Source organism: Pedobacter ginsenosidimutans (assembly GCF_001442625.1).
In the GTDB taxonomy this organism is placed as follows: domain Bacteria; phylum Bacteroidota; class Bacteroidia; order Sphingobacteriales; family Sphingobacteriaceae; genus Pedobacter; species Pedobacter ginsenosidimutans.
This window is the reverse complement of sequence record NZ_LMZQ01000033.1, coordinates 12961-34058: the sequence shown is the minus strand read 5'-3', so window position 1 is coordinate 34058 and position 21098 is coordinate 12961. Positions and strand designations below refer to the sequence as shown.

General features: G+C 41.4%; 15 protein-coding genes. 13 read left to right on the top strand and 2 right to left on the bottom strand.

What is annotated here, in order from left to right; all coding sequences use genetic code 11:
* The coding region (locus ASU31_RS27775; RefSeq protein ID WP_057934595.1) for a hypothetical protein at window positions 1–2701 on the top strand (2701 nt) is incomplete at its 5' end.
* 41 nt (window positions 2702–2742) lie between these two features.
* Here the strand turns inward: ASU31_RS27775 and ASU31_RS22985 are convergent.
* Window positions 2743–3756: a LacI family DNA-binding transcriptional regulator gene (locus ASU31_RS22985; RefSeq protein ID WP_057934594.1), complete on the bottom strand. Its 1014-nt coding sequence runs from the start codon at window positions 3754–3756 to the stop codon at window positions 2743–2745.
* Between the two features lie 216 nt (window positions 3757–3972).
* Here ASU31_RS22985 and ASU31_RS22980 point away from each other — a divergent pair, with 216 nt between their 5' ends.
* From ASU31_RS22980 to ASU31_RS22960, 5 genes are all read left to right on the top strand, one after another.
* Window positions 3973–5817, top strand: a complete 1845-nt coding sequence (locus ASU31_RS22980) for a glycoside hydrolase family 97 protein (RefSeq protein ID WP_157258231.1) — start codon at window positions 3973–3975, stop codon at window positions 5815–5817.
* 8 nt (window positions 5818–5825) lie between these two features.
* The gene (locus ASU31_RS22975) at window positions 5826–6149 is read left to right on the top strand and encodes a hypothetical protein (RefSeq protein ID WP_157258229.1); all 324 of its coding nucleotides are present in this window, start codon (window positions 5826–5828) and stop codon (window positions 6147–6149) included.
* Window positions 6150–6176: 27 nt separating this feature from the next.
* A complete protein-coding gene (locus tag ASU31_RS22970) occupies window positions 6177–8456 on the top strand; it encodes an FAD-dependent oxidoreductase (protein ID WP_057934591.1) in 2280 nt (759 codons plus the stop codon).
* Window positions 8457–8478: 22 nt separating this feature from the next.
* Window positions 8479–10158, top strand: a complete 1680-nt coding sequence (locus ASU31_RS22965) for a sodium:solute symporter family protein (RefSeq protein WP_245224591.1) — start codon at window positions 8479–8481, stop codon at window positions 10156–10158.
* A 112-nt stretch (window positions 10159–10270) separates the two neighbouring features.
* A complete protein-coding gene (locus ASU31_RS22960) occupies window positions 10271–11194 on the top strand; it encodes a DUF4886 domain-containing protein (RefSeq protein WP_057934590.1) in 924 nt (307 codons plus the stop codon).
* Window positions 11195–11287: 93 nt separating this feature from the next.
* On the opposite strand, the gene ASU31_RS22955 is transcribed toward ASU31_RS22960, so the two are convergent.
* Window positions 11288–12559 (bottom strand): glycoside hydrolase, encoded by a 1272-nt coding sequence (locus ASU31_RS22955; RefSeq protein WP_057934589.1) that lies wholly within the window; start codon window positions 12557–12559, stop codon window positions 11288–11290.
* 479 nt (window positions 12560–13038) lie between these two features.
* Between ASU31_RS22955 and ASU31_RS22950 the strand changes: the two genes are divergently transcribed.
* The 7 genes from ASU31_RS22950 (at window position 13039) to ASU31_RS22920 (ending at window position 21097) form a co-directional block, all read left to right on the top strand.
* The gene (locus tag ASU31_RS22950) at window positions 13039–13770 is read left to right on the top strand and encodes a helix-turn-helix transcriptional regulator (protein WP_057934588.1); all 732 of its coding nucleotides are present in this window, start codon (window positions 13039–13041) and stop codon (window positions 13768–13770) included.
* Between the two features lie 165 nt (window positions 13771–13935).
* Complete coding sequence (locus ASU31_RS22945) at window positions 13936–14787, top strand: NmrA family NAD(P)-binding protein (RefSeq protein WP_057934587.1); 852 nt, start codon at window positions 13936–13938, stop codon at window positions 14785–14787.
* Window positions 14788–14837: 50 nt separating this feature from the next.
* Window positions 14838–15164 (top strand): DMT family transporter, encoded by a 327-nt coding sequence (locus ASU31_RS22940; RefSeq protein ID WP_057934586.1) that lies wholly within the window; start codon window positions 14838–14840, stop codon window positions 15162–15164.
* Window positions 15165–15298: 134 nt separating this feature from the next.
* Window positions 15299–15874 carry a Crp/Fnr family transcriptional regulator gene (locus ASU31_RS22935; RefSeq protein ID WP_057934585.1) on the top strand — a complete coding sequence of 192 codons (576 nt, stop codon included), beginning with the start codon at window positions 15299–15301 and terminating at the stop codon, window positions 15872–15874.
* 119 nt (window positions 15875–15993) lie between these two features.
* Window positions 15994–16848 (top strand): DUF4267 domain-containing protein, encoded by an 855-nt coding sequence (locus ASU31_RS27300; RefSeq protein WP_245224590.1) that lies wholly within the window; start codon window positions 15994–15996, stop codon window positions 16846–16848.
* Between the two features lie 451 nt (window positions 16849–17299).
* Window positions 17300–19294, top strand: a complete 1995-nt coding sequence (locus ASU31_RS22925; protein WP_057934584.1) for a retaining alpha-galactosidase — start codon at window positions 17300–17302, stop codon at window positions 19292–19294.
* 12 nt (window positions 19295–19306) lie between these two features.
* Window positions 19307–21097 (top strand): glycoside hydrolase family 2 protein, encoded by a 1791-nt coding sequence (locus ASU31_RS22920; protein ID WP_057934583.1) that lies wholly within the window; start codon window positions 19307–19309, stop codon window positions 21095–21097.
* Window position 21098 lies beyond the last annotated feature (1 nt).

Sequence of the window (21098 nt, the reverse complement as noted above, 5' to 3'; positions counted from 1 at the left end):
TAAACCCAATTTTGTTGTTATCTGGAACGAAAAGGATCCTGAACTGGCATTGAAACCTTCAGGATTAAAAAAAGTATCTTACAATATTCCCACCTGGAAAACCACAGACAGTAGTCTGGCCGATTATCACCAACAAATTGTTAGTGCCAGTGTTGCCGGAGATGGATTTGACGATAAAATATTAAGAAGCGCTAAGCAAGATAGAACGGCCAATATCTATCACGCGGGAAAAACACATTTTCTTAGCGCAATCAAAACAATCAGTTCTGGAGATTCTATTTGTTTTATCTTTCCGGAACATGCCTTGTTTACGCTAAAAGCCTGGCTGATTAAAAGTAGTTTGCCTTATCCTAAAATTGAATTTTTGTTTACACCTAAAAAGAACGGTTTTTATAGTGTTGGATATATCGGGGCGCCATCTTTTAAAAGTGATCATGTTGATGAACTATGGCAACCCCTGATCTGGACTGAAAAACGGGTTCCCCTGCAACCCTATCTAACTCCGTCGTTTATGGCAACAATCCCTGCTACACTGGTGAATGACGGGTATAACTCGATAGGTGTACTGGCTGCCTCCAGGTATTTGCCTTTTCAACCTTTACCGCTGTTAACCAACAGCCAGTTCGGAATCGCACTTCTAAATAACAAATCAGAATTACAGCCCCAGGTTTTCGCTCCTATGCCGGGTGGTTTCAATTCCCAAATGATGGCAGGACATTCTTTTGAGTTTTCAATGAGCCTTGTTATTGAACCCTTGAGCATCACTAAAACATATGAGCAAATGGCAACAACTGTGTTTGGATTTAAGGATTACCGGACCAATGCTACCGTTTCTATGAATACAACTTTGGATAACCTGATTGATTATTCAAAGACCCGTTATGCCTGGTTTATCGATAGCCTGAAAGGATTTGCCTATGCTACGGATGTGCCTGGCGCAGTAAAAAATGTTTCAAGTCTGAACCCGCTTGAACTGGCTATTGTGAGGGATGATCAGGAAATGTTTGATAAAAGGGCATATCCTTTAATGGAGTTTATGTTGTCGCGCGAAAAGTTCCTGTTTGCGATTGACAGCAATCAGAAAATCCAATCTCCATCCAGGAAGTTGAAGGGGCCTATTGCTCCATTATCCGAATTACAGGTTTTATCTGATGTTTTTGGCGGGAACAACTCTTTTTATACTACGATGGCAAAAAAAGAGTTCGGAACGGCGCGTGTCAGGAATCTTGATGAAGAGCAGAAAGGCCGCAACTGGGTCAATGCGATGTTTATGTTTAAACTGACATCCGATTCCGCTTATTTAAGTTTAAGCAAGGCCCTGGCCGATAAATATCTGAAAGAAAGGGTAAATACAAGGTTGAAGGAGTTTGGTGATCCCCTGTTTAGTTCCAACTTCTTCTGGCCAACTTTTACCAATAACTGGTCTGCTCTTTTAGAATTATATGAACTTACCGCCAATCGCCGGTATTTAGAAGCTGCACAGGATGGAGCCAGGCATTATACCTTGTTTACCTGGATGACACCTGCTATACCGAATGATCTGGTTACTGTAAATAATGGAGGGAAAGCACCGATGTATTGGTACCTCAAATCAAAAGGACATCATCAAATGTATTATCCCGAAGAAAAAGTGCCTGCATGGAGGCTTTCTGAGATGGGGCTTACACCAGAATCATCGGGAACTTCAACCGGGCACAGGGGTATTTTCATGTCTACCTATGCGCCCTGGTTGTTAAGGATAGGCTATCATACAAATGATCCGTTTTTAATGAATGTAGCTAAAGCTTCGATTGTTGGCCGTTCCGAAAGTTTTCCGGGATATCATATCAATACAGAAAGAACTACAGCCTACGAAAAGGCCGATTTTCCACTCCACGAGCATAAGGACCAGAGTGTAAACTCCTTTCATTACAATCATATCCTGCCCATGGCTTCTATGCTTGTTGATTACCTTGTTTCAGATGCTTATGTGAAAAGTGGTGGCAGGATAGACTTTCCGAGTGATTATATAGAAGGATATGCCTATTTGCAGAATAAGTTTTATGGCGCTAAGAAAGGACGGTTCTTTCAGTTCGAAAATGTGCAACTCTGGATGCCTTCCCGTCTGTTGAACACAGCAAATATTGGTTTAAACTATGTCAGTGCAAAAAAAGGAGATACACTTCTACTTGCTTTTATGAACCAATCAGGAGCGGATATCAGCACCCGTGTTTCTGTAGATGCTTCCAGGGTAGATTTTTCAGGCAATACTGGAGTTCAGACTTTATACCCATCAGTGCAGGTTTTGAATTTAAAAGATGGCACTTTCCAGATCAATGTCCCTGCCGGCGGCATTACTGCACTGGCTATCCCGGGCGTAAAAATCAGCAGTGCTTTTCAGGACCAGATCCTGAATGTGAAAAAAGATCAGAGAAGTGATGATATCAATATCCCGGAAGGAGATACAAAGGCATTATTGTTTAAACTGGGTGCTTATGCGCAAAAGCTTTTTGTATTTCTTCAGGAAGATGATACAAAATGGAAGAAGGCCAGGTTAGTCTACAAGATCGATGGAGACAAGGAAAAGATTATTGATAAAAATGAATATCCATTTGAATTTACAGTGCCTGTTGATCAAGATAAAGCAGTTCGTTTTTACCTGGAATTAACAGATATCAATGGAAAATTGACGAAATCCAAAGAAAAGGAATTGGGCAAATAATATTTATTTCCCACAATAGCCTTTTGGATATCAACAGGTTTTCAGGTTGACTCCCTGATGATCAGTTCTGTTTTCAGCACTTTTGTCACGGCCTTCCAGTCGCTCACATCCCTGTTGATCTGATCAATCAACAACTGGGCTGCGGTCATCCCGATCTCTGCAATCGGTTGAGCGACAGTTGTTAAGGAGGGGGCCATCAGGGCCGACGCATAATCGTTGCTAAAGCCGATAATGGCAATATCTTCGGGAATTTTTAAGCCTCTTTTTTTGATAACCTGAATGGCTTCTATTGCCGTTGGATCGTTTACCGCAAAGATCGCATCGGGCGGGTTTTCCATATTTAACAGGTGGTTCACATAAATCTTAACTTTCGAAAGGCCCAGATCGTATGAAATGATGAGTTCCTCATCTATTTCTATATTGTTTTTCTTAAGTGCAGATTTATAGCCATCCAACCTGCGCTCACTTATTCTCAACGAAACCGGACCCGCAAGGTGGGCAATTCTTTTTCTGCCATTTTTAATCAAATAATCAACGGCATTGTAAGCGCCCTCAAAATCATCCACAATTACTTTGGGAACTTTCATTTCATCGCATACACGGTTGAAGAATACGATTGGAATCCCCTTTCTTTCAAAGATCTTTAAGTGGTCATAGTTCTTGGTCTCGCGGGTAATAGATACGATTATACCATCAACCTGGTTAGCCAGCATCACTTTGGTGTTAGCTACTTCAGTTTCGTAGGTTTCGTTTGATTGGCTGACAACGGTATTGTAGCCAGCCTGGGTAGCTACTTCCTGTGCGGCTATGATTACCTGTGGGAAATAGGAACTCGAAAACTCGGGAACGATGATGCCTATGGTATTTGTTTTTTTACTGATCAGGCTTATGGCAAGCATGTTCTTTTGATAATCTAGCTTTTTTGCCAGTTCCAATACCGCTTCCCTGGTTTTGAGGCTTACATTGGCATGGCCTGTTAAAACCCTTGATACAGTTGATTTCGACAGGTTAAGTGCCCTGGCAATATCTATAATGGTAACCTGGTGCTTTTTCATCGTTAAAATATCTGGTATGATGCAATCACAAAATTGATTATTTCCAATATACAACATATTAATTGATTGGGGAAAGGATTTTGGGAATGTTCCCAAATATTGGGACCGTTCCCAAAACAATAACTTTTTTGAAAGCTGCGAGGTTCTTTTATTGTACCTTATATTTGAATTAACCATTTATAAATCTCGCCTGTAAAAAGGTCAAAAACATCAAATTTGAAAAAAGCGATATTATTTATCAATCTACTTCTTCTTGTATCTGCAGTGAAGGGGGAGGTTTTGAATACTGAAATTAAAATGATCAGTCCCGCTGGTCATATTTCAGCTGAAATATCTCGAAGTGACGGACGTTTATTTTATACCGTAAAGGCTGGTCAGCGGTTACTGGTCAATAATGGCACAATGGGGCTGGTTATTGACGGCATTGCATACGGGAGCCGTGTTAACAGCCTTTCTATTTTAGCAAAGCGTACAGCCAGTACGGGAAATAAAGTGTATCATATATACACATTGTTGTTAGAAGAAGCAGGAAGAAAATATAACATCGAATTTCGGCTTTCAAATGAGGGGGCTGCCTTTCGGTATATTTTCGATAGTAAAACAGCACAATATGTTACCAAAGAGCTTACAGCTTTTGTGCTTCCAAAATCGAGGGTATGGTTTTTTGAGCGGAATAGTGCCTGGAAGCTGAAAAGTTACGCAGGGTTATGGCAAAATACCACGGCAGATAGCCTGGATATAATATCAAGCCAGGGGCCGGTACAGGGAAAACCATTATTATTCGAACTTCCGGGTAAAAAATACGCAATGCTTACCGAAGCGGCCTTGTATAATTATAGTGGAATGCGTTTCAAGGCTTTGAAGAATAGGGTATTACAGGTTGATTTTACAGAAAAGAACGGGTTTAAGGTTACGGGCAACCTGATTACGCCATGGAGGGTTTTATTGTACGCCACAGACCTGAATACGCTGGTGAATAGTACGATGATCAATGACCTGAATCCTGAACCAGATAAGCAATTGTATGCTTACCAAAGCTATATAAAACCTGGAAGATCAGTCTGGAGCTGGATCACCAGGGATAAAAACTATATGCAGCCTGAGGAAGAAATGAAATTCATAACAGCTGCCAGCGAACTGAATTTTGAATATACTTTATTGGATGAGGGATGGGAAACGATATGGCCCGACAAATGGAAGCAGTTAAATGAAATATGCAGTTTCGCAGCAGGTAAAAAGGTGGGCGTATGGATATGGAAGAACTCAAAAGCACTTAGAGACCCCTCAAAAAGAGACAGTTTTCTGGATAGTGTGCGCAATGCAGGTGCTGTTGGTATAAAAACAGACTTTATGGACAGTGAGGCAAAAGAACTGATTGATTTTGAAATCGGATTTTTAAAAGCCTGTGCAGAAAGAAAACTGATGGTCAACTTCCATGGCTGCCATGCGCCTACAGGAGAAAGTAAAACCTATCCAAATGAAATGACCAGGGAGGGGGTCCGTGGGATGGAACTGAATATCATGAAAGAACCCATACCGGCCTGGCACAATGCTGCGCTACCTTTTACCAGGCTGGTACTCGGCCATGGTGATTATACCCCCGGCTTGTTCTCTAACAAGGCCAATACCACCAATACTCACCAGTTAGCATTGTTCTATCTGTTTAATTCCTCCTTCCAGTGTATGGCTGAGAATCCGGTAAAATTATTGGCAGATAGCCAGTTTAAGCCTGTTATTCCCTTGCTGAAAAAACTACCTGTTACCTGGGATGAAACAATTGTACTTAAATGCAGTGCCATCGGCGAAATTGCGGCCTTCGCAAGAAGGAAAGGAGATACATGGTATATCGCTGCAATTAATGGTTCAACGGAAAATAAAGAAATTTCTTTCAATGCAGATTTTTTAAAGACGAAGAAAAAATATAAGGTTATCGCGATAAACGATGGACCCAATGGCAGTTTTTTGAGAACAACGTCAACAATTGATGCAACTGATGTTAAAAAAACAGTAATTGGCCCCAATGCCGGACTGGTGATGGAAATCAGTCCCTCAGGTAATTAATTCTGATTATGAAAAAACATATCCTCTCTATCATATTGATTGTATTTTCAATGGCTGCATTTGGCCAGTCGAATATACAGTCGCTCTCCGGTGCCTGGTCTTTTGCCCTTGATCCTTTAAAGATAGGGGCAGATGAAGGCTGGGCAGCTCCGGCTTTCCCCGATAATAAACTGGATAAGGTTACCGTACCACACTCTTTTTCTGTCGACAAACGATATTTCTTTTATACCGGAACGGCCTGGTATTTTGAAAAATTCGACGTCAGGCCCATTGGTAGTGGTTTTAGGGCATTTATAAAATTTGATGCAGTCTTTTATAAGTGTAAAGTATAACAGAAAGAAATAAGACAGAATATTTTTATGATCACAAATCAAGGAGGCGAAAAGAGGCAGCTGCGATCTAACGAACTCGCGGCAGATATTGCCATTATAGGAGGCGGGGTATCAGGAACCTGTGCCGCAATTACCGCTGCAAGGCAAGGGTTAAAGGTTGTACTGGTTCAGGACAGACCCGTGCTTGGCGGAAATGCGAGCAGTGAGGTAAGGTTATGGATGCTGGGCGCTACATCACATATGGGAAATAATAACCGCTGGGCCAGAGAAGGTGGTGTTGTGGATGAACTGATGGTAGAAAATATGTACAGGAACCCCGAAGGAAATCCGTTGATTTTTGATACGGTTTTGCTTGATAAGGTTGTTTCAGAACCTAATATTACCTTATTGCTGAATACCGGCGTATATGATGTAGAGAAATCAGCTGCAGATGAATTGAGCGCCGTAAAGGCCTTTTGCAGTCAGAATTCTACCGAATATATGATACACGCACCACTTTTTTGCGATGCATCAGGAGATGGCATTGTTGCTTTTTTGGCGGGTGCGGCATTTAGAATGGGAGCAGAGGCCAAAGAAGAATTTGGAGAAAAGTTTGCGCCTACAAAAGAATATGGGGAACTGCTTGGCCATAGCCTGTATTTTTACAGTAAGGATACCGGCAAGCCTGTAAAGTTTGTAGCCCCTTCCTATGCACTGGATGATATTACAAAAGTGCCCAGGTTTAGAAATTTTAATACCAGAGAATACGGGTGTAAACTTTGGTGGCTGGAGTATGGGGGGAGACTGGATACGGTACACGATACAGAAAAAATAAAATGGGAACTCTGGAAAGTAGCCTATGGTGCTTGGAATTATGTAAAAAACTCAGGCAATTTTCCCGAAGCCGAAAACCTGACGCTAGAATGGGTAGGTACCATACCGGGCAAAAGAGAGAGCCGCCGTTTCGAAGGCGAATACATCATCAAACAACAGGATATCGTTAATCAGCAGCTGCATGATGACGCTGTTGCATTCGGTGGCTGGAGCATAGATCTTCATCCGGCAGATGGGGTGTTCAGCGAGAAACCCGGTTGCAATCAATGGCATAGCAAGGGTATTTATCAGATTCCCTACCGCTCTTTATACAGTCGCAACATCAAAAATCTATTTCTGGCAGGAAGGATTATCAGTGCAACACACGTTGCCTTTGGCTCTACAAGGGTTATGGCCACTGCGGCACATGCTGCACAGGCGGTTGCCATGGCGGCGAAGATCTGTAAAGACAAAACTCTGTTGCCAGCGCAGATTTACCATAAAGGATTTATACCTGAACTTCAGACCGAGCTGCTGCGCAGTGGGCATCACATTCCGGATCTTGTACTCAATGATACGCTCGATCTTGTACGCAGTGCGCAGGTTACTGCATCCTCCGAGCTGTTGCTGACAGGTCTTCCTGAAAGTGAACTGTTTAAACCACTCGAGTTTTCTGTTGCACAGATGATCCCCTTAAAAGCAGGTGCAATCGGGACCTTTGTTGTACATGCAGAAGGAGACGCGGCAACGGAGCTGGAAGTAGAACTTAGGATCAGCAGTAAAAAGAGCAACCATACGCCAGATCTAACCATAGATAAAGTTTCACTGCCAATAAATGTCGGTCGCAATTGCCTGAAGATCAGTTTTGATGCGGTAATGCCTGAGGAAAGTTATGCGTTTCTTACCTTTATGAAGAATCCTGATGTTAAACTGCATTTCTCAACGAAACGGGTTACAGGGCTATTATCCGTGTTCAACGCCATTAATAAGGAGGTATCCAATTATGGAAAACAAAGTCCACCAGAGGATATCGGGGTTGATGAGTTTGAATTCTGGTGCCCCAAGCGCAGGCCTGAAGGGCACAATATTGCATTTAACTATCAATATAGCATCAATGCTTTTGGTGCTGCAAATGTTACCAATGGTATAGATAGACCCGTTTCTGCGCCAAATGCATGGGTGGCCGACTGGAAGGATAAGAATCCGGCATTAACCATCAGTTGGAAAGAAATCAAGACCGTTAAACGGATCGAGTTGTTGTTTGATACTGATTTTGATCATCCGATGGAGTCTGTCCTAATGGGGCATCCGGAAAATGTGATGCCGTTTTGCGTAAGGAATTATGTAATTAAAGATGATAAAGGAACCGTTGTTTTTACTAAAACCGATAATTATCAAACCAGGAACATCATTGAGTTAACCGAGCCTTTAAATACCAGGAGTCTCACGATATATTTGGAACATCCTTCAGACGAGGTACCTGCGGCTTTGTTCTCCGTGCGTTGTTATCAATAATACTAAATAGCAGATAAATTAAATGGGAAAATTAGATTTTGTGGTAATGGCGGTTTTTGCCTTACTTATATTCGGTATCGGACTTACATTTACCCGTGTGGGTAGTAAAAGCGGACAGGCTTTTTTCGAAGCCGGGGGAGAAACACCCTGGTGGATCAATGGCTTATCCTTGTTTATCAGCTATTTTTCGGCCGGAACCTTTGTGGTTTGGGGATCTATCGCTTATAAACATGGGCTGGTTGCCAATGCAATACAGTTAACAATGGCCATCAGTGGCTTAATTGTCACCTTTTTTATTGCCGGAAGATGGAAAAAAACAGGGGTTGCAACCGCGGCTGAATACATTGGCAAACGTTTCGGTGCGGCCGAAAAACAGTTTTATACCTATATGACCTTACTGCTCAGCCTGTTCACTACTGCTGCAGTATTGTATCCGGTTGGTAAGATGGTGCATGTAGCCACTCCTTATTCACTGGAAACCTGCATTATTGTAATCGGGTTGATTATTGTGGTATATACAGCTGCTGGTGGATTATGGGCGGTTTTAGTGACTGACGTAGTTCAGTTTGTAATACTTACAGCAGCGGTACTGATTGTGATCCCTATTGCTTTTTCCCAGATCGGCGGACCGGCAAACCTTGTGGCAAAAGCCCCACCACATTTTTTTGAGCCTTTTAACCAGGACTATACCTTTGGGTTTATGCTTGCTTTTATTGTTTATCAGACCTTTTATATCGGTGGAAACTGGTCGTACGTGCAACGTTATACCAGTGTGTCTAACCAGAAAAACTCAAAAAAGGTAGCAGGTATATTTACCATATTGTATTTTGTAAGTCCTTTTATCTGGATGATCCCACCGATGATCTACAGGGTGATCAATCCAAATCTCCAGGGACTGGAAAGTGAAGATGCATACATGATGTTGATCCAAAAAGTAATGCCGGCAGGTTTGATCGGGCTTGTGCTTGCCGGAATGGTTTCTGCTACATCCAGTAAAGCCAATACAACGATTAATATGGCCTCGACTGTTTTTGCGCAGGATATTTATAAAAACCTGCTCAGGCCGAAAGCTTCAGAAAAAGAAGTGATCTGGATGGCCCGATTCTTTACCCTGGTTTTTGGGGTATTAACAATTGTTGTAGCCATTTGGATTCCAAGCGCCGGAGGAATTGTTGAAGTGGTTTTAAGTACTGCCTCTATTGCAGGGGGAGCATTGTTTGCACCAATCATCTGGACACTTTTTTCTAAACGTCAAAGCGGATTTTCAGTCGTTACCGCCACCGTGGCATCATTGCTGATCAACCTGTTTTTTAAGGTGATTATGCCCGGTATATGGGGTTTAAAGCTCGACCGTACCATGGAAACCTGCATGGGGATGGGTATTCCCATAGCGGTTCTTTTGTTTTTTGAAATATATTATACAGCGAAGGGGCGTATTTCCATTAAGGTAGAAGAAATGGAGCAGGAAAAAGAGCTTACCGCGGTCCGGGTTGTAGATCCGGCCCTCCATATTGAGGCTGCAAAACAAAATAAATTCGGGATAGGTGTTATTGCACTTTCAATGGGTATTGTGGGGATAGGCATCGGAATACTTGGGTATATCGCAAAGGATTTTTCAATAACCGTAATGGCTGTTGGTGGCCTAATTCTGATATCGGCAGGGTTAATATGGCGGGTAGCCAGTAAAAAGTTAGTTGTTTAATGTAAACAGTACAAAAGTTTTTGGAGTGTGTGCTTTTTTACGATTAGGAGTAGAACCCTATAAATACATGAAAGCCCATCCAAAGGCGAGGTAAAAACAAAAATTTATAAATATGATACGATTCTTTTTAAAGTACAAAGGCAGCAGATTATTCATTTTTTTGCTTGTTTTTAGTCTTAATGCTTTCAGCCAAACCAATAACAATACACTACACTTATTTGTAATTGGAAATAGTTTTTCGCAAAATGCAACCACTTTTCTGCCTCAAATGGCCAAAGAAATGGGTAAAAATTTAATTATTGGTAGGGCAGAACTAGGCGGTCATTCTTTGGAGCAACATTGGGGTTATGTAGAAAAATTTGAAAAGGATTCAACTGATGTTAAAGGAAAGCCATACGGAGGTAAATCGTTGAAAATGTTATTGTCGCAAGGTATTTGGGATGTAGTGACCATTCAGCAATATTCATACCTTTCCAGCGATTCATCAAGCTACAATCCATATGCGAAAAAGCTTGTAGACTATATTAAAAAGCTTCAACCAAATGCAGAAATCGTGATTCACCAAACCTGGGCTTACCGTGCTGATGCGAAGAAATTTGGGAGAGTTGGGCCAGCGCAATTGGCTAAAAGCCAGTTGGAGATGTGGCAAAAATCTCGTGAAGCATACCGCAAACTAGCAAAACAGTTTAATGCCAGGGTTTTACCTGTTGGCGATGCGTTTGAAGAAGTGGCGACCAATAAAAAATATGGCTATAAAAAGGATACAGCTTTCGATTTCGAACATCCTGTTGCATCCAATTTACCTGATCAAACTCATTCTATCAATGTGGGCTATTTTTGGAACAAACAAGAATTGGCCTTTGATCCAAACCATGCGAATGATGCAGGGAAATACTTAGGCGGTTTGATTTGGTACGGGATACTTTTTAAAGATTCTCCGAAAAAAATAGGATTTAAACCCGCATCTGTTTCAGATGATTTTAAAAGTTATCTGCTTGAGGTTGCGAGTAAGGTTATAAGGGTTTCCAAAAACTGATTTTTGTTTGTTCCCACTCCTTGCAGAATATCTTGACCTGATTTAATAAACGACTGGGAATTTCCCTGACCATTTGGCCAGGGAAATGCAATTTTAATAAGATACAAGTGTTGTAATACTTGATGCAGAAAGGTTAATGCCAAAGCTTCCGCCCGAAACCGCGAAGCTGTTTGAACCAAGATTTGTTGTACTTGTTGTAAAATAGCGGTTGAATCCGTTAACCGAAATCCCGGTATAGCTAAAGGGCTGATAAGTAACAGCTGTATTTTGGTTTATGATAACAAGTACTAATTTTGTTCCGCTTTTGTATGCGGTAACATAAACACCAGTACTTGGATTTGAAGTACAACTGATTTTGGTATATCCCGGGCGGACATATCTGGCGTAATGTGCCATGATGTAACCTAATTTTTGAATATTGCCGCTTTCGCTGATTGGTCCGTAACTTCTTCTGATGTACCACCATACATATGCACTCCATCCTGCATTCATGCAATCATGGATCTCTTTAGCTGCTGTCATTGCATTTGGCCAATCTTCCCCACTTATGCTAGAATTGGTATAATGTTCGGTCATCCATACTGGTTTGCCAATATTCCCCAGGTTATAAGGTGTTTTACCATAAATGTGGCCGCATACAAAACTGGTTTTTGATTTTGCAGTTGCATTGCTGAGATAGGTATTAATATAAGTCTGGTTCATTTGGAACGGTTCAGGTGCCATAATCGGTGCGCCGCAATTGCTGCCCTGTGCAGCAACAAAGTCGGCTACTTCCGGAGCCGTAAGCTCCATAGATTCGTAATTGACCTGATAATCCGGCTCATTCGTGGGACTAATGGCGGCGAGGCCGCCAACTGCACTATTGAATGCACTTAAATGTGCGGCATAGGCAGAATAAGAAGCTGTTTTGATTTTGCCGCCTACTACACTTCCATTGGTCTTCATCGATGCGGGTGCCGACCATGCTGAGGCAATGGCTGAGCCTCCATATGACTTGCATGCGTCGATAGTTGCTTTTTCAGCAGAAAACTCTGTGGAGGAATTTGGAACACGTACGCGGACTATGCTTAAACCTATGCCGTTTGTCGGTGAAAATGCCGTACTTCTTTGAGTACTTGTTAAGTCCCCCGTCCATGCCACAATATTGGCTCCACCGAACCCTTTTATAGACTGTTGTACAGTAGAAGCGTTAATTTCGGCGGTACCTTGTACAGCGAGAGCTGTTATGCTTCCCTTAACGGAGTCTGATCTGAGCGCTGTGATGTTTTTTTGCAGAATTAACGGTTCTGTCTTGTTGATTTCATTTTTTGAACAGCCAGCAAATAATAGTGCTGCAATGAGCACATGTGAAATTTTGTTTCTCATAAGTAGATTTGGTTAGTGATTTAATTAATCAATTTTAAATAAATCAAATGTTAGCAGATACTTCATATGATTTTTTTTCTGACACATATGTTGAAAGACTGAGGTTTTGTTGTCCTCCCACATCAAGAGGATTTGACTTGCTACATTTGACCAGAGGGATTTATTTGTCAGATTTGAACAGAAACTTTTAAATTTGAATAGATGAGCTAACAAGTGTTTGATGATTCCTTTAGGAAAACGGCTATAGATTTATCCAATAGCCGGAGGCTATAAAAGAGATTGCTGATGAGCTGGGCATCGGCCAGAGCCTTCTGAGTAAATGGAAGCATGGGGTAATAGCATGCAAACAGGTCTCCTCAGTTCTTCCGGAAGATCAGAAACTGATCAGGAAACTGCAAAAGGAGTTGAAGGATGCCAAATAGAACGCGATATAGTAAAATAGCCAATAAATGTAGATATTTAATTTATGTCTTGTCCGTATGTCATCAAATAACCAATACCAATCTGGCAGTGCTACCCGTTTACGCAGGCTCATTGCCTTGCTTACCGTTTTGCAGACTAAGCGAATTGTAAACGCAACTCATCTTGCAACCCGGTTTAAAGTTAGCACAAGAACTGTCTATAGAGACATCAAGCTATTGGAAGAGGCTGGTGTTCCGGTTTTTACGGAAGAAGGAAAAGGATTTTCGTTGGTAGAGGGCTATAAAATATCCCCATTGTTGTTTACAGAAAGCGAAGCAGCCGCTGTTATCACCGCTGAAAAACTTGTTGCCGGTAATAACGATGCTTCACTGGTTAGAAATTACCGCAATGCAACAGACAAGGTAAAAGCTGTGCTGCGTTATGCGGAAAAAGAGAAAATGAACCTACTTTCTGAACGTGTAAAAGTGTATGTTAATAACGACGAGAAGCCATCGAGTAGTCACTTAACAGAGTTGCAACAGGCACTAACAGATTATAAGCTCATTAAAATCCAATATTGCGCTTTAAAAGAAAACGAAATTACCGAGCGTGTGGTTGAACCTTTTGCTTTGTTTTATGCAGCAAACAAGTGGTTGCTACTTGCCTTTTGCCGGTTGCGCAAGGATTACCGTTTTTTTAGGGTTGACCGGTTCCAGTCCTTTCATATCCTTGCCGAAAGATTTGAGCCGCATAAAATGACGATCTCCCAATACCTCAACGGACTGGCAGAAGAAAGCAGAAATCCCTAGCCCTGCAGCTTTTTTTTGTTTCCTGAACCGTAAGGTTATTTCAGCTTCTTAATTTATCTAAGCACACACCGGTTAATAAAAAATCCAAAGTTGAAAGCACCTATGACAGAGGGTTGTCACAGTAGCTTGTAGTTTTGATCTATTACGAATTTAACCTATAGCATTATGAATATCATATCTGGAGGAACAGGGCAGATCGGATCTGCCTTAGCTAATGCCTTGCTTAAAAGCGGCGAGGCGGTAACCATTATTTCTCGAAGCTCGAAGTCTGCAGCTGATTGGCAAGCTAAAGGAGCAAAATTTGCAGTTGCAGATATTTATGACACCGAAGGTTTGAACGGGATCTTTAAGAAAGGAAAAAACATTTTTGTATTGAATCCACCTGCTGACCCGTTGACGGACACTGACCTTCAGGAAAGAAAAACGGTCACTTCCTTAGTGGAGGCCTTAAAAGGAACGCAGGCAGAAAAGATAGTTGTTGCCTCGACACTAGGGGCACAGCCTGGCAGCAGGATTGGTGATCTCAATACATTATATGCGCTGGAGCAAGGGATAGGGGCCCTTGGATACCCTTATCAGATCATCAGATCCGCTTATTACATGAGCAACTGGGCGTCATCGTTACCGATCATAAAAGAAACCGGCGAACTTATATCGTTCTTTCCAAAAGCGCTTAAGATACCGATGGTTGCGCCTCACGACATCGGGGAATTGGCGGCAAAGTTTATGACAGCCAAGAACGGACCGGAGTTGAACGCCATAGTTGGCCCGGAACGCTATTCACCACAGGATGTGGCAGACGGATTTTCAAGTGCACTGGGCAAAAAGATAAGTGTAAAGGTAATTCCGAAGCAGAAATGGACAGATGCTTTTAAATCAATGGGATTTTCTGATGAGGCCGCTGTGTCTTACGCGGCTATGACCGAAATAGCAGCTAATGATATCAAGGTGCCGAAGAACGCTGTAAAGGGAAAAATTACGCTACAGCAGTATATCGATGACCTGGTAAAAGGATAAGGCAGACAGTAAATTTGTTATTAATACCTTAACAGGCAAATAATTTAACTATGAATTGGATTTTATTAGCAATAGCCGGCCTATGTGAAGTCGCTTTTGCATCATGTCTCGGTAAGGCAAGAGAAGCGACCGGAAGCGCTGTTTATTTATGGTACCTTGGTTTTTTTATAACCATGTCTCTTAGTATGCTTTTATTAATGAAAGTTACACAGACTATGCCTATTGGAACTGCCTATGCTGTTTGGACAGGTATTGGCGCTGTAGGTACAGTAGTGGTTGGCATACTTGTGTTTAAAGAGCCAGCTACTTTCTGGCGTCTCTTTTTCCTGAGTATGTTGGTGATATCCCTGATTGGACTTAAACTTGTAGCGGAATAGTTTTGCAGCCTTATTTTACATCAGGGCCGGGTGTTTAAATTGTTTTTATTGAAGCCTGCTAAAAGCCTTAAAATTCAATAGTGAGCTGATACAGGTATATTAAAGCATGGTAAATTTCAACAAATACCATTTATATGGAAGAATTAATTTTATTTATACAATCTATTATTGATTTAGATTCGGAGGAAACATATAGCATACAAAAACTCTTTAAACCAAAATCATTAAAAAAAGGTGATTTCTTTTTGGCTGAAGGTCAGGTCTCAAAACACATTGGCTTTCTGGTGAAAGGAGTGATGCGCTATTATATCAACCACGACGGAGAGGATAAAACGTATGAATTTGCAAAGGAAAATGAATTCATTGGTAATTATGAGAGCTTTTTGCCTAAAGCACCTTCAGTAAAAAATATCCAGGCACTAGAAGATTCCGAAATTTTCCAGATCTCTTATGAAGACCTCCAGCTATTTTACAGATCAGTAAGACAGGGAGAGCGGTTCGGCAGGATTGTTATAGAAGCGGTTTTTATTAAAACATTAAAAGGGCTTAGTTCATTGTATACCGGTACACCAGAACTTCGGTATGAGGAATTCATTAAAAAACATCCAGACTTACAGCAAAGGATTTCTCAATACCACATCGCATCGTATGTGGGTGTAAAGCCTCAGTCACTGAGCCGTATCCGTAAAAGAATTTTTAATCAAAAGTGATTAGTTAACCCAGGTGCATGAACCGGAAGGGTAGATTGAAGAATTTTGTATCATCATTTAAATCAAAAATCATGATACAAAAAATTGCAATCACAATCACTTTTCTAACCGGGTTAGGAATGATTTTTTTAGGAGCCAGATTTCTTCTTTCTCCAGAAATAGCCGAAGCTGGATATGGCTTACACTTTAACGAACAGGGAGACTATTCTTTCCATTACATCAAGGGTATCCGTGACCTGTTTTCGGGTATTGTAATCTGTTTCCTCGTTCTAACCGGGCAAACAAAAGCGCTAGGTATAACACTTCTGGCAGGCACAATTATTCCTATTGCAGATATGCTTATTGTACTGAGCAAAGATTACAATACTATAGCGGCGGCAATACCGCATATAGCTGCAATGATAGTTTGCGCTATATTTGGTGCCATCCTATTGTTTAAGAAACCCAGAACAAAAGTAGCGAGCACAAGCGGATTTATTAAGCTGATCAGCACTGTGGAAACCTGCAATGCAAGTGTAATGGAGCTGAACATCCTTCCGGGCGAAAAAACGCCCTGGCATTATCATACCCTGTTTTCCGAAACATTTGAAATCATAAAAGGTAGCTTAGAAGTAGGTAAAGGGAAAGCCGTATTACAGTTAAGACAGGGAGAGGTAGCCACCATTAAGCCCAATGAAAAACACTATTACCACAATGTTTCTGAAGAGGAGTGTATCATTAAAGTAACTATTAATCCGGGCAATGAAAATTTTGAAAAAGCGCTTTTCATATTAAAAGGACTTTCGAATGATGGATTGGCAAGTGTAGCAGGGACACCCCGGAAATTTAAGGATCTGGCTGTTTTCGTTTCTCTGAGCAATTCAAGAATGCCTGGGGTCCAGAAAATTGCAGAACCCATATTCAGGTATGTTGCGCAGGCAGCAGTAAAAAAAGGATATTTGGATAATCTCGTAAACAAATACTATAAACAGTAAACAACTTAAAACGTTTTCTAAAGGTACCAGTATTGTATGTTGGTGCCTTTTTTTGCTATATCATTTAGGTTTAAGCCGGATGAAGACACAATAGTGATCCAATACAAGTTTGGCAATACTGCTATCTGCAACTTTGTAATATCATCATTACGGTTCTATATCCCAAATTAATTGTGGCCTGCGGATAATCATGGTTTCTGTACAAAACTGAACCATTTCCGTACAAAACCGAACCCTTCCAGTAGGGAATAGTAGCTAGTTTTGGAGTCACCAAATACAATAGCTAGAAATTATTATGAGATCGATAGGCGAACATTTTCGCATACTGTTGGAAATTCTCCAATACCTCAAACAGCATAGAAATACCGGAATCCTGACTGAAGGAAATTTAAGCATCATTAAACCATTGCCCGGTCAGTAGAAATCAATAATTAAATAACAGGTATAACTGATGAAACAAAAAATATTACACCTATTCCTTTTAATGTTCCTAACTATCCCCGTAATCGCCCAGAAGAGGCTTGGTGTTAGTTCGCCCGATGGGCGGTTGCAGGTGGCTGTCCTCCTTACTGATAGTATTGGCTATCAGCTGCTTCACGATGGTAAATTGATACTAAGTGCTGACGCCATCGCTATGAAATTGGGTAATGGAAACGCCTTTGGGATAAAATCCCAATTGAAGCAGGCCAAAACCACGCTTGTTAAAGAAAAAATTGACGCGCACTTTTACAAAAGAAGCCAGATAAATGACGAATATTCTGAATTAACACTTGATTTTAAACAAGATTTCAAACTGATTTTCCGTGTTTATAACGAGGGAATGGCCTATCGTTTTGTATCCAGCGGAAAAAAGGACTTCATTGTAAATGAAGAGCTGGCATCGTTCCAATTTCCTAAAGATTACAAAGCCTACATTCCATATGTGAAAACTAAGGAGAAGACGCTCGAAGGACAATATTTCAACTCATTTGAAAACACATATGACTACAGTCTTCTAAGTGAAATGAACAGCAATAAACTTGCTTTCTCGCCGATGGTGGTAGAACTTGATGGTGGGAAGAAAGTATGTTTAGCGGAAGCAGATCTGCAAAGCTATCCTGGTATGTATCTCTATAATCCCGATGGCAAGACAGCGCTAGAAGCAAATTTTGCAGCTTATCCGAAGTATACAAAGCAAGGCGGACATAACCAGCTGCAACAGATGGTAACCTCCCGCCAGCCTTTTCTGGCTAAAAGCAAGGCCCAAACAAAATTTCCCTGGCGTATTGCCATTGTAACCACAACTGATAAAGCATTGGCCGACAATGATATGGTTTATAAATTGGCTGAACCAAGCAGGTTAAAAGATGTTTCATGGATAAAACCAGGAAAAGTTGCCTGGGAATGGTGGAACAACTGGGGATTAAGCAAAGTGGACTTTGTTACAGGGGTAAATAATCAAACCTATAAAGCTTATATCGATTTTGCATCAAAAAACGGAATTGAATATGTTATTCTCGACGAAGGCTGGGCGGTAAATCTGAAAGCTAGTTTATTCGAGGTCGTACCCGAAATTAACCTGAAGGAGCTTGTTGCCTATGGGAAATCTAAAAATGTAGACCTGATTCTTTGGGCTGGATACTACGCTTTTGAGCGAGACCTGGAAAAGGTGTGTAAACATTATTCGCAACTGGGGATAAAAGGTTTCAAGATCGATTTTATGGATCGTGATGACCAGGAAATGGTCGATTTTCATTACCGTGCGGCAGAGATAGCTGCTAAATATAAACTGCTTGTTGATTTTCACGGAACCTATAAACCAACAGGCCTGAACCGTACTTTTCCTAATGTAATCAATTACGAAGCGGTTAACGGCCTTGAGCAAATGAAATGGACAGGGCCTGAAATGGATATGGTTACCTATGATGTTACCATGCCCTTTATCAGGATGGTTGCAGGACCCGTTGATTATACCCAGGGAGCCATGCGCAATGCAACCAAACGTAGCCACAGGGGAATAAATGATGAACCGATGAGCCAGGGAACCCGCTGTAGGCAGCTGGCCGAATATGTGGTATTCGAATCGCCTTTGAATATGCTTTGTGATCGCCCCGATAATTATGAAAGGGAGCAGGAATGTACTGATTTCATCAGCGCGATCCCTACAGTATGGGACAACACAATTGTGCTTAACGGCGAGATTGGACAGTATATTACTACCGCACGCAAAAAGGGCGATACCTGGTATTTGGGATCGTTAACCAACTGGGATACCCGCAAGCTGGAACTGGATCTCGGCTTCCTCGGTACAGGAGATTATGTTGCAGAAATTTATCAGGATGGTGTAAACGCCAATAAAATCGCATCCGATTACAGAAAAGACCGGATCAGTATTCCTGTCAATCGCAAACTATCCATTACCATGGCACAGGGTGGTGGCTTCGCAATGAAAATCATTAAAAAGTAAACCAATAATTTTATGAAGCTAACCAAAACCATTTTTTCTTTACTGATACTGCTGTGTTGCTTGCTGTCGAACACTTTTGCACAAGAGATTCTGGTTAATGTACATGGAAGAAAAACGCAATCTCTTAATGGGAAATGGGATGCCATTATAGATCAATACGATCAGGGGAGGAAGAACAAAATTTACCTGAACAAAAAACCTGTAGGTAAAACAGATTTTTATGAATATTCCTTTGATGCTGGCTTAAAGCTAAATGTACCATCTGATTGGAACAGCCAGTTGCCGGAACTGAAATACTATGAAGGTACCGTTTGGTATGCAAAACATTTTGATGTACCCAAAGACCATATCGGCCGCTTATTTATCTATTTCGCAGCAGTAAGTTATCGCTGCAAGGTATACCTCAATGGAAAAGAAATTGCTGAGCATGAAGGTGGTTTTACGCCTTTTCAGGTTGAGGTAACGGACTTGGTCAAGAAAACAGATAACTTTTTAGTCCTGGAGGTAAATAATACCCGGACAACTGATGCCATTCCTGCAAAATCGTTCGATTGGTGGAATTATGGAGGCATCACGCGCGATGTGATGTTGGTATCAACGCCCAAAGTTTATATTCATGATTATTTTATTCAGCTGGATAAACATCGCAACAATCAAATCAATGCTGTGGTTAAAATTGCTGGTAGCCAGGTAAATGTAGCGGTAACTGTCGAACTCCCTGAGTTGAAAATAAAACAAAAGCTGGTTACAGATCAACGGGGAATAGCCAGAGCTTCAATCAGTAATGTAAAACAGCTGCAGCGCTGGTCGCCTGAATCACCAAAGCTTTATAATGTACGCATATCTACTGCCGAAGATATGATAAATGAAATGATCGGTTTTAGAAACCTCGCTGTAAAAGGAACCGGGATTTACCTCAATGATAAGCCGGTTTTTTTAAAATCCATCAGTTTTCACGAAGAGATTCCACAGCGAAAAGGCCGAGCTTTTTCTGAGGCCGATGCCGTGATGCTTTTGTCTGAAGCGAAAGCATTGGGCTGTAACATGATCCGTTTGGCGCATTATCCGCAAAATGAATATACGGTGCGTGCGGCCGAAAAAATGGGATTTTTGCTGTGGGAAGAAACACCAATCTGGCAGGGAATTGATTTTGAAAATCAGGAAACCAGAAAAAAGGCTGGAACCATGATAAAGGAAATGGTGATGCGGGATAAAAACCGGTGTGCGCTCTCATTTTGGGGTATGGCAAATGAAACACAGCCCTCAAAAGCTAGAAATGAATTCTTGAAATACCTGATCAAATGTACGAAGGAGATTGATAGTACCCGATTAATCACAGCCGCATTCGATTTGGTGAAGTTTGATCGCAACAGGCAATGTTTTGTTATGGACGACCCTTTCATTAAGGAATTAGATGTGGTGGCCATTAATAAATATATGGGTTGGTATCATCCCTGGCCGGTTACACCTGATAAGGCCATTTGGGATGTAGCCAGAAATCAGCCTTTAATTATCTCCGAATTTGGCGCAGAAGCCTTGTATGGAAAAACAGGAGACGCCGATACAGCAAGTTCATGGAGCGAAGATTATCAGGCTCAGCTGTATAAAGACAACCTGGAGATGTTTAAACATATTCCAAACCTGCGAGGAATTTCTCCCTGGGTATTATTCGATTTCCGATCACCTTTCCGTTTCCACCCCACTTACCAGGATGGCTGGAATAGAAAGGGCCTTGTTTCAGACCAGGGATTCCGCAAAAAAGCCTGGTATATCATCGCAGATTATTACAAAAACATTAATTAGA

Bases quoted from the DNA above. Each gene is read 5' to 3' on its own strand.
- ASU31_RS22950 (WP_057934588.1), top strand. From the start codon at position 13,039: ATGTCATCAAATAACCAATACCAATCTGGCAGTGCTACCCGTTTACGC.
- ASU31_RS27300 (WP_245224590.1), top strand. From the start codon at position 15,994: ATGATTTTTTTAGGAGCCAGATTTCTTCTTTCTCCAGAAATAGCCGAA.
- ASU31_RS22975 (WP_157258229.1), top strand. From the start codon at position 5,826: ATGAAAAAACATATCCTCTCTATCATATTGATTGTATTTTCAATGGCT.
- ASU31_RS22945 (WP_057934587.1), top strand. From the start codon at position 13,936: ATGAATATCATATCTGGAGGAACAGGGCAGATCGGATCTGCCTTAGCT.
- ASU31_RS22935 (WP_057934585.1), top strand. From the start codon at position 15,299: ATGGAAGAATTAATTTTATTTATACAATCTATTATTGATTTAGATTCG.
- ASU31_RS22955 (WP_057934589.1), bottom strand. From the start codon at position 12,559: ATGAGAAACAAAATTTCACATGTGCTCATTGCAGCACTATTATTTGCT.
- ASU31_RS22960 (WP_057934590.1), top strand. From the start codon at position 10,271: ATGATACGATTCTTTTTAAAGTACAAAGGCAGCAGATTATTCATTTTT.
- ASU31_RS22985 (WP_057934594.1), bottom strand. From the start codon at position 3,756: ATGAAAAAGCACCAGGTTACCATTATAGATATTGCCAGGGCACTTAAC.
- ASU31_RS22970 (WP_057934591.1), top strand. From the start codon at position 6,177: ATGATCACAAATCAAGGAGGCGAAAAGAGGCAGCTGCGATCTAACGAA.
- ASU31_RS22940 (WP_057934586.1), top strand. From the start codon at position 14,838: ATGAATTGGATTTTATTAGCAATAGCCGGCCTATGTGAAGTCGCTTTT.
- ASU31_RS22925 (WP_057934584.1), top strand. From the start codon at position 17,300: ATGAAACAAAAAATATTACACCTATTCCTTTTAATGTTCCTAACTATC.
- ASU31_RS22965 (WP_245224591.1), top strand. From the start codon at position 8,479: ATGGGAAAATTAGATTTTGTGGTAATGGCGGTTTTTGCCTTACTTATA.
- ASU31_RS22920 (WP_057934583.1), top strand. From the start codon at position 19,307: ATGAAGCTAACCAAAACCATTTTTTCTTTACTGATACTGCTGTGTTGC.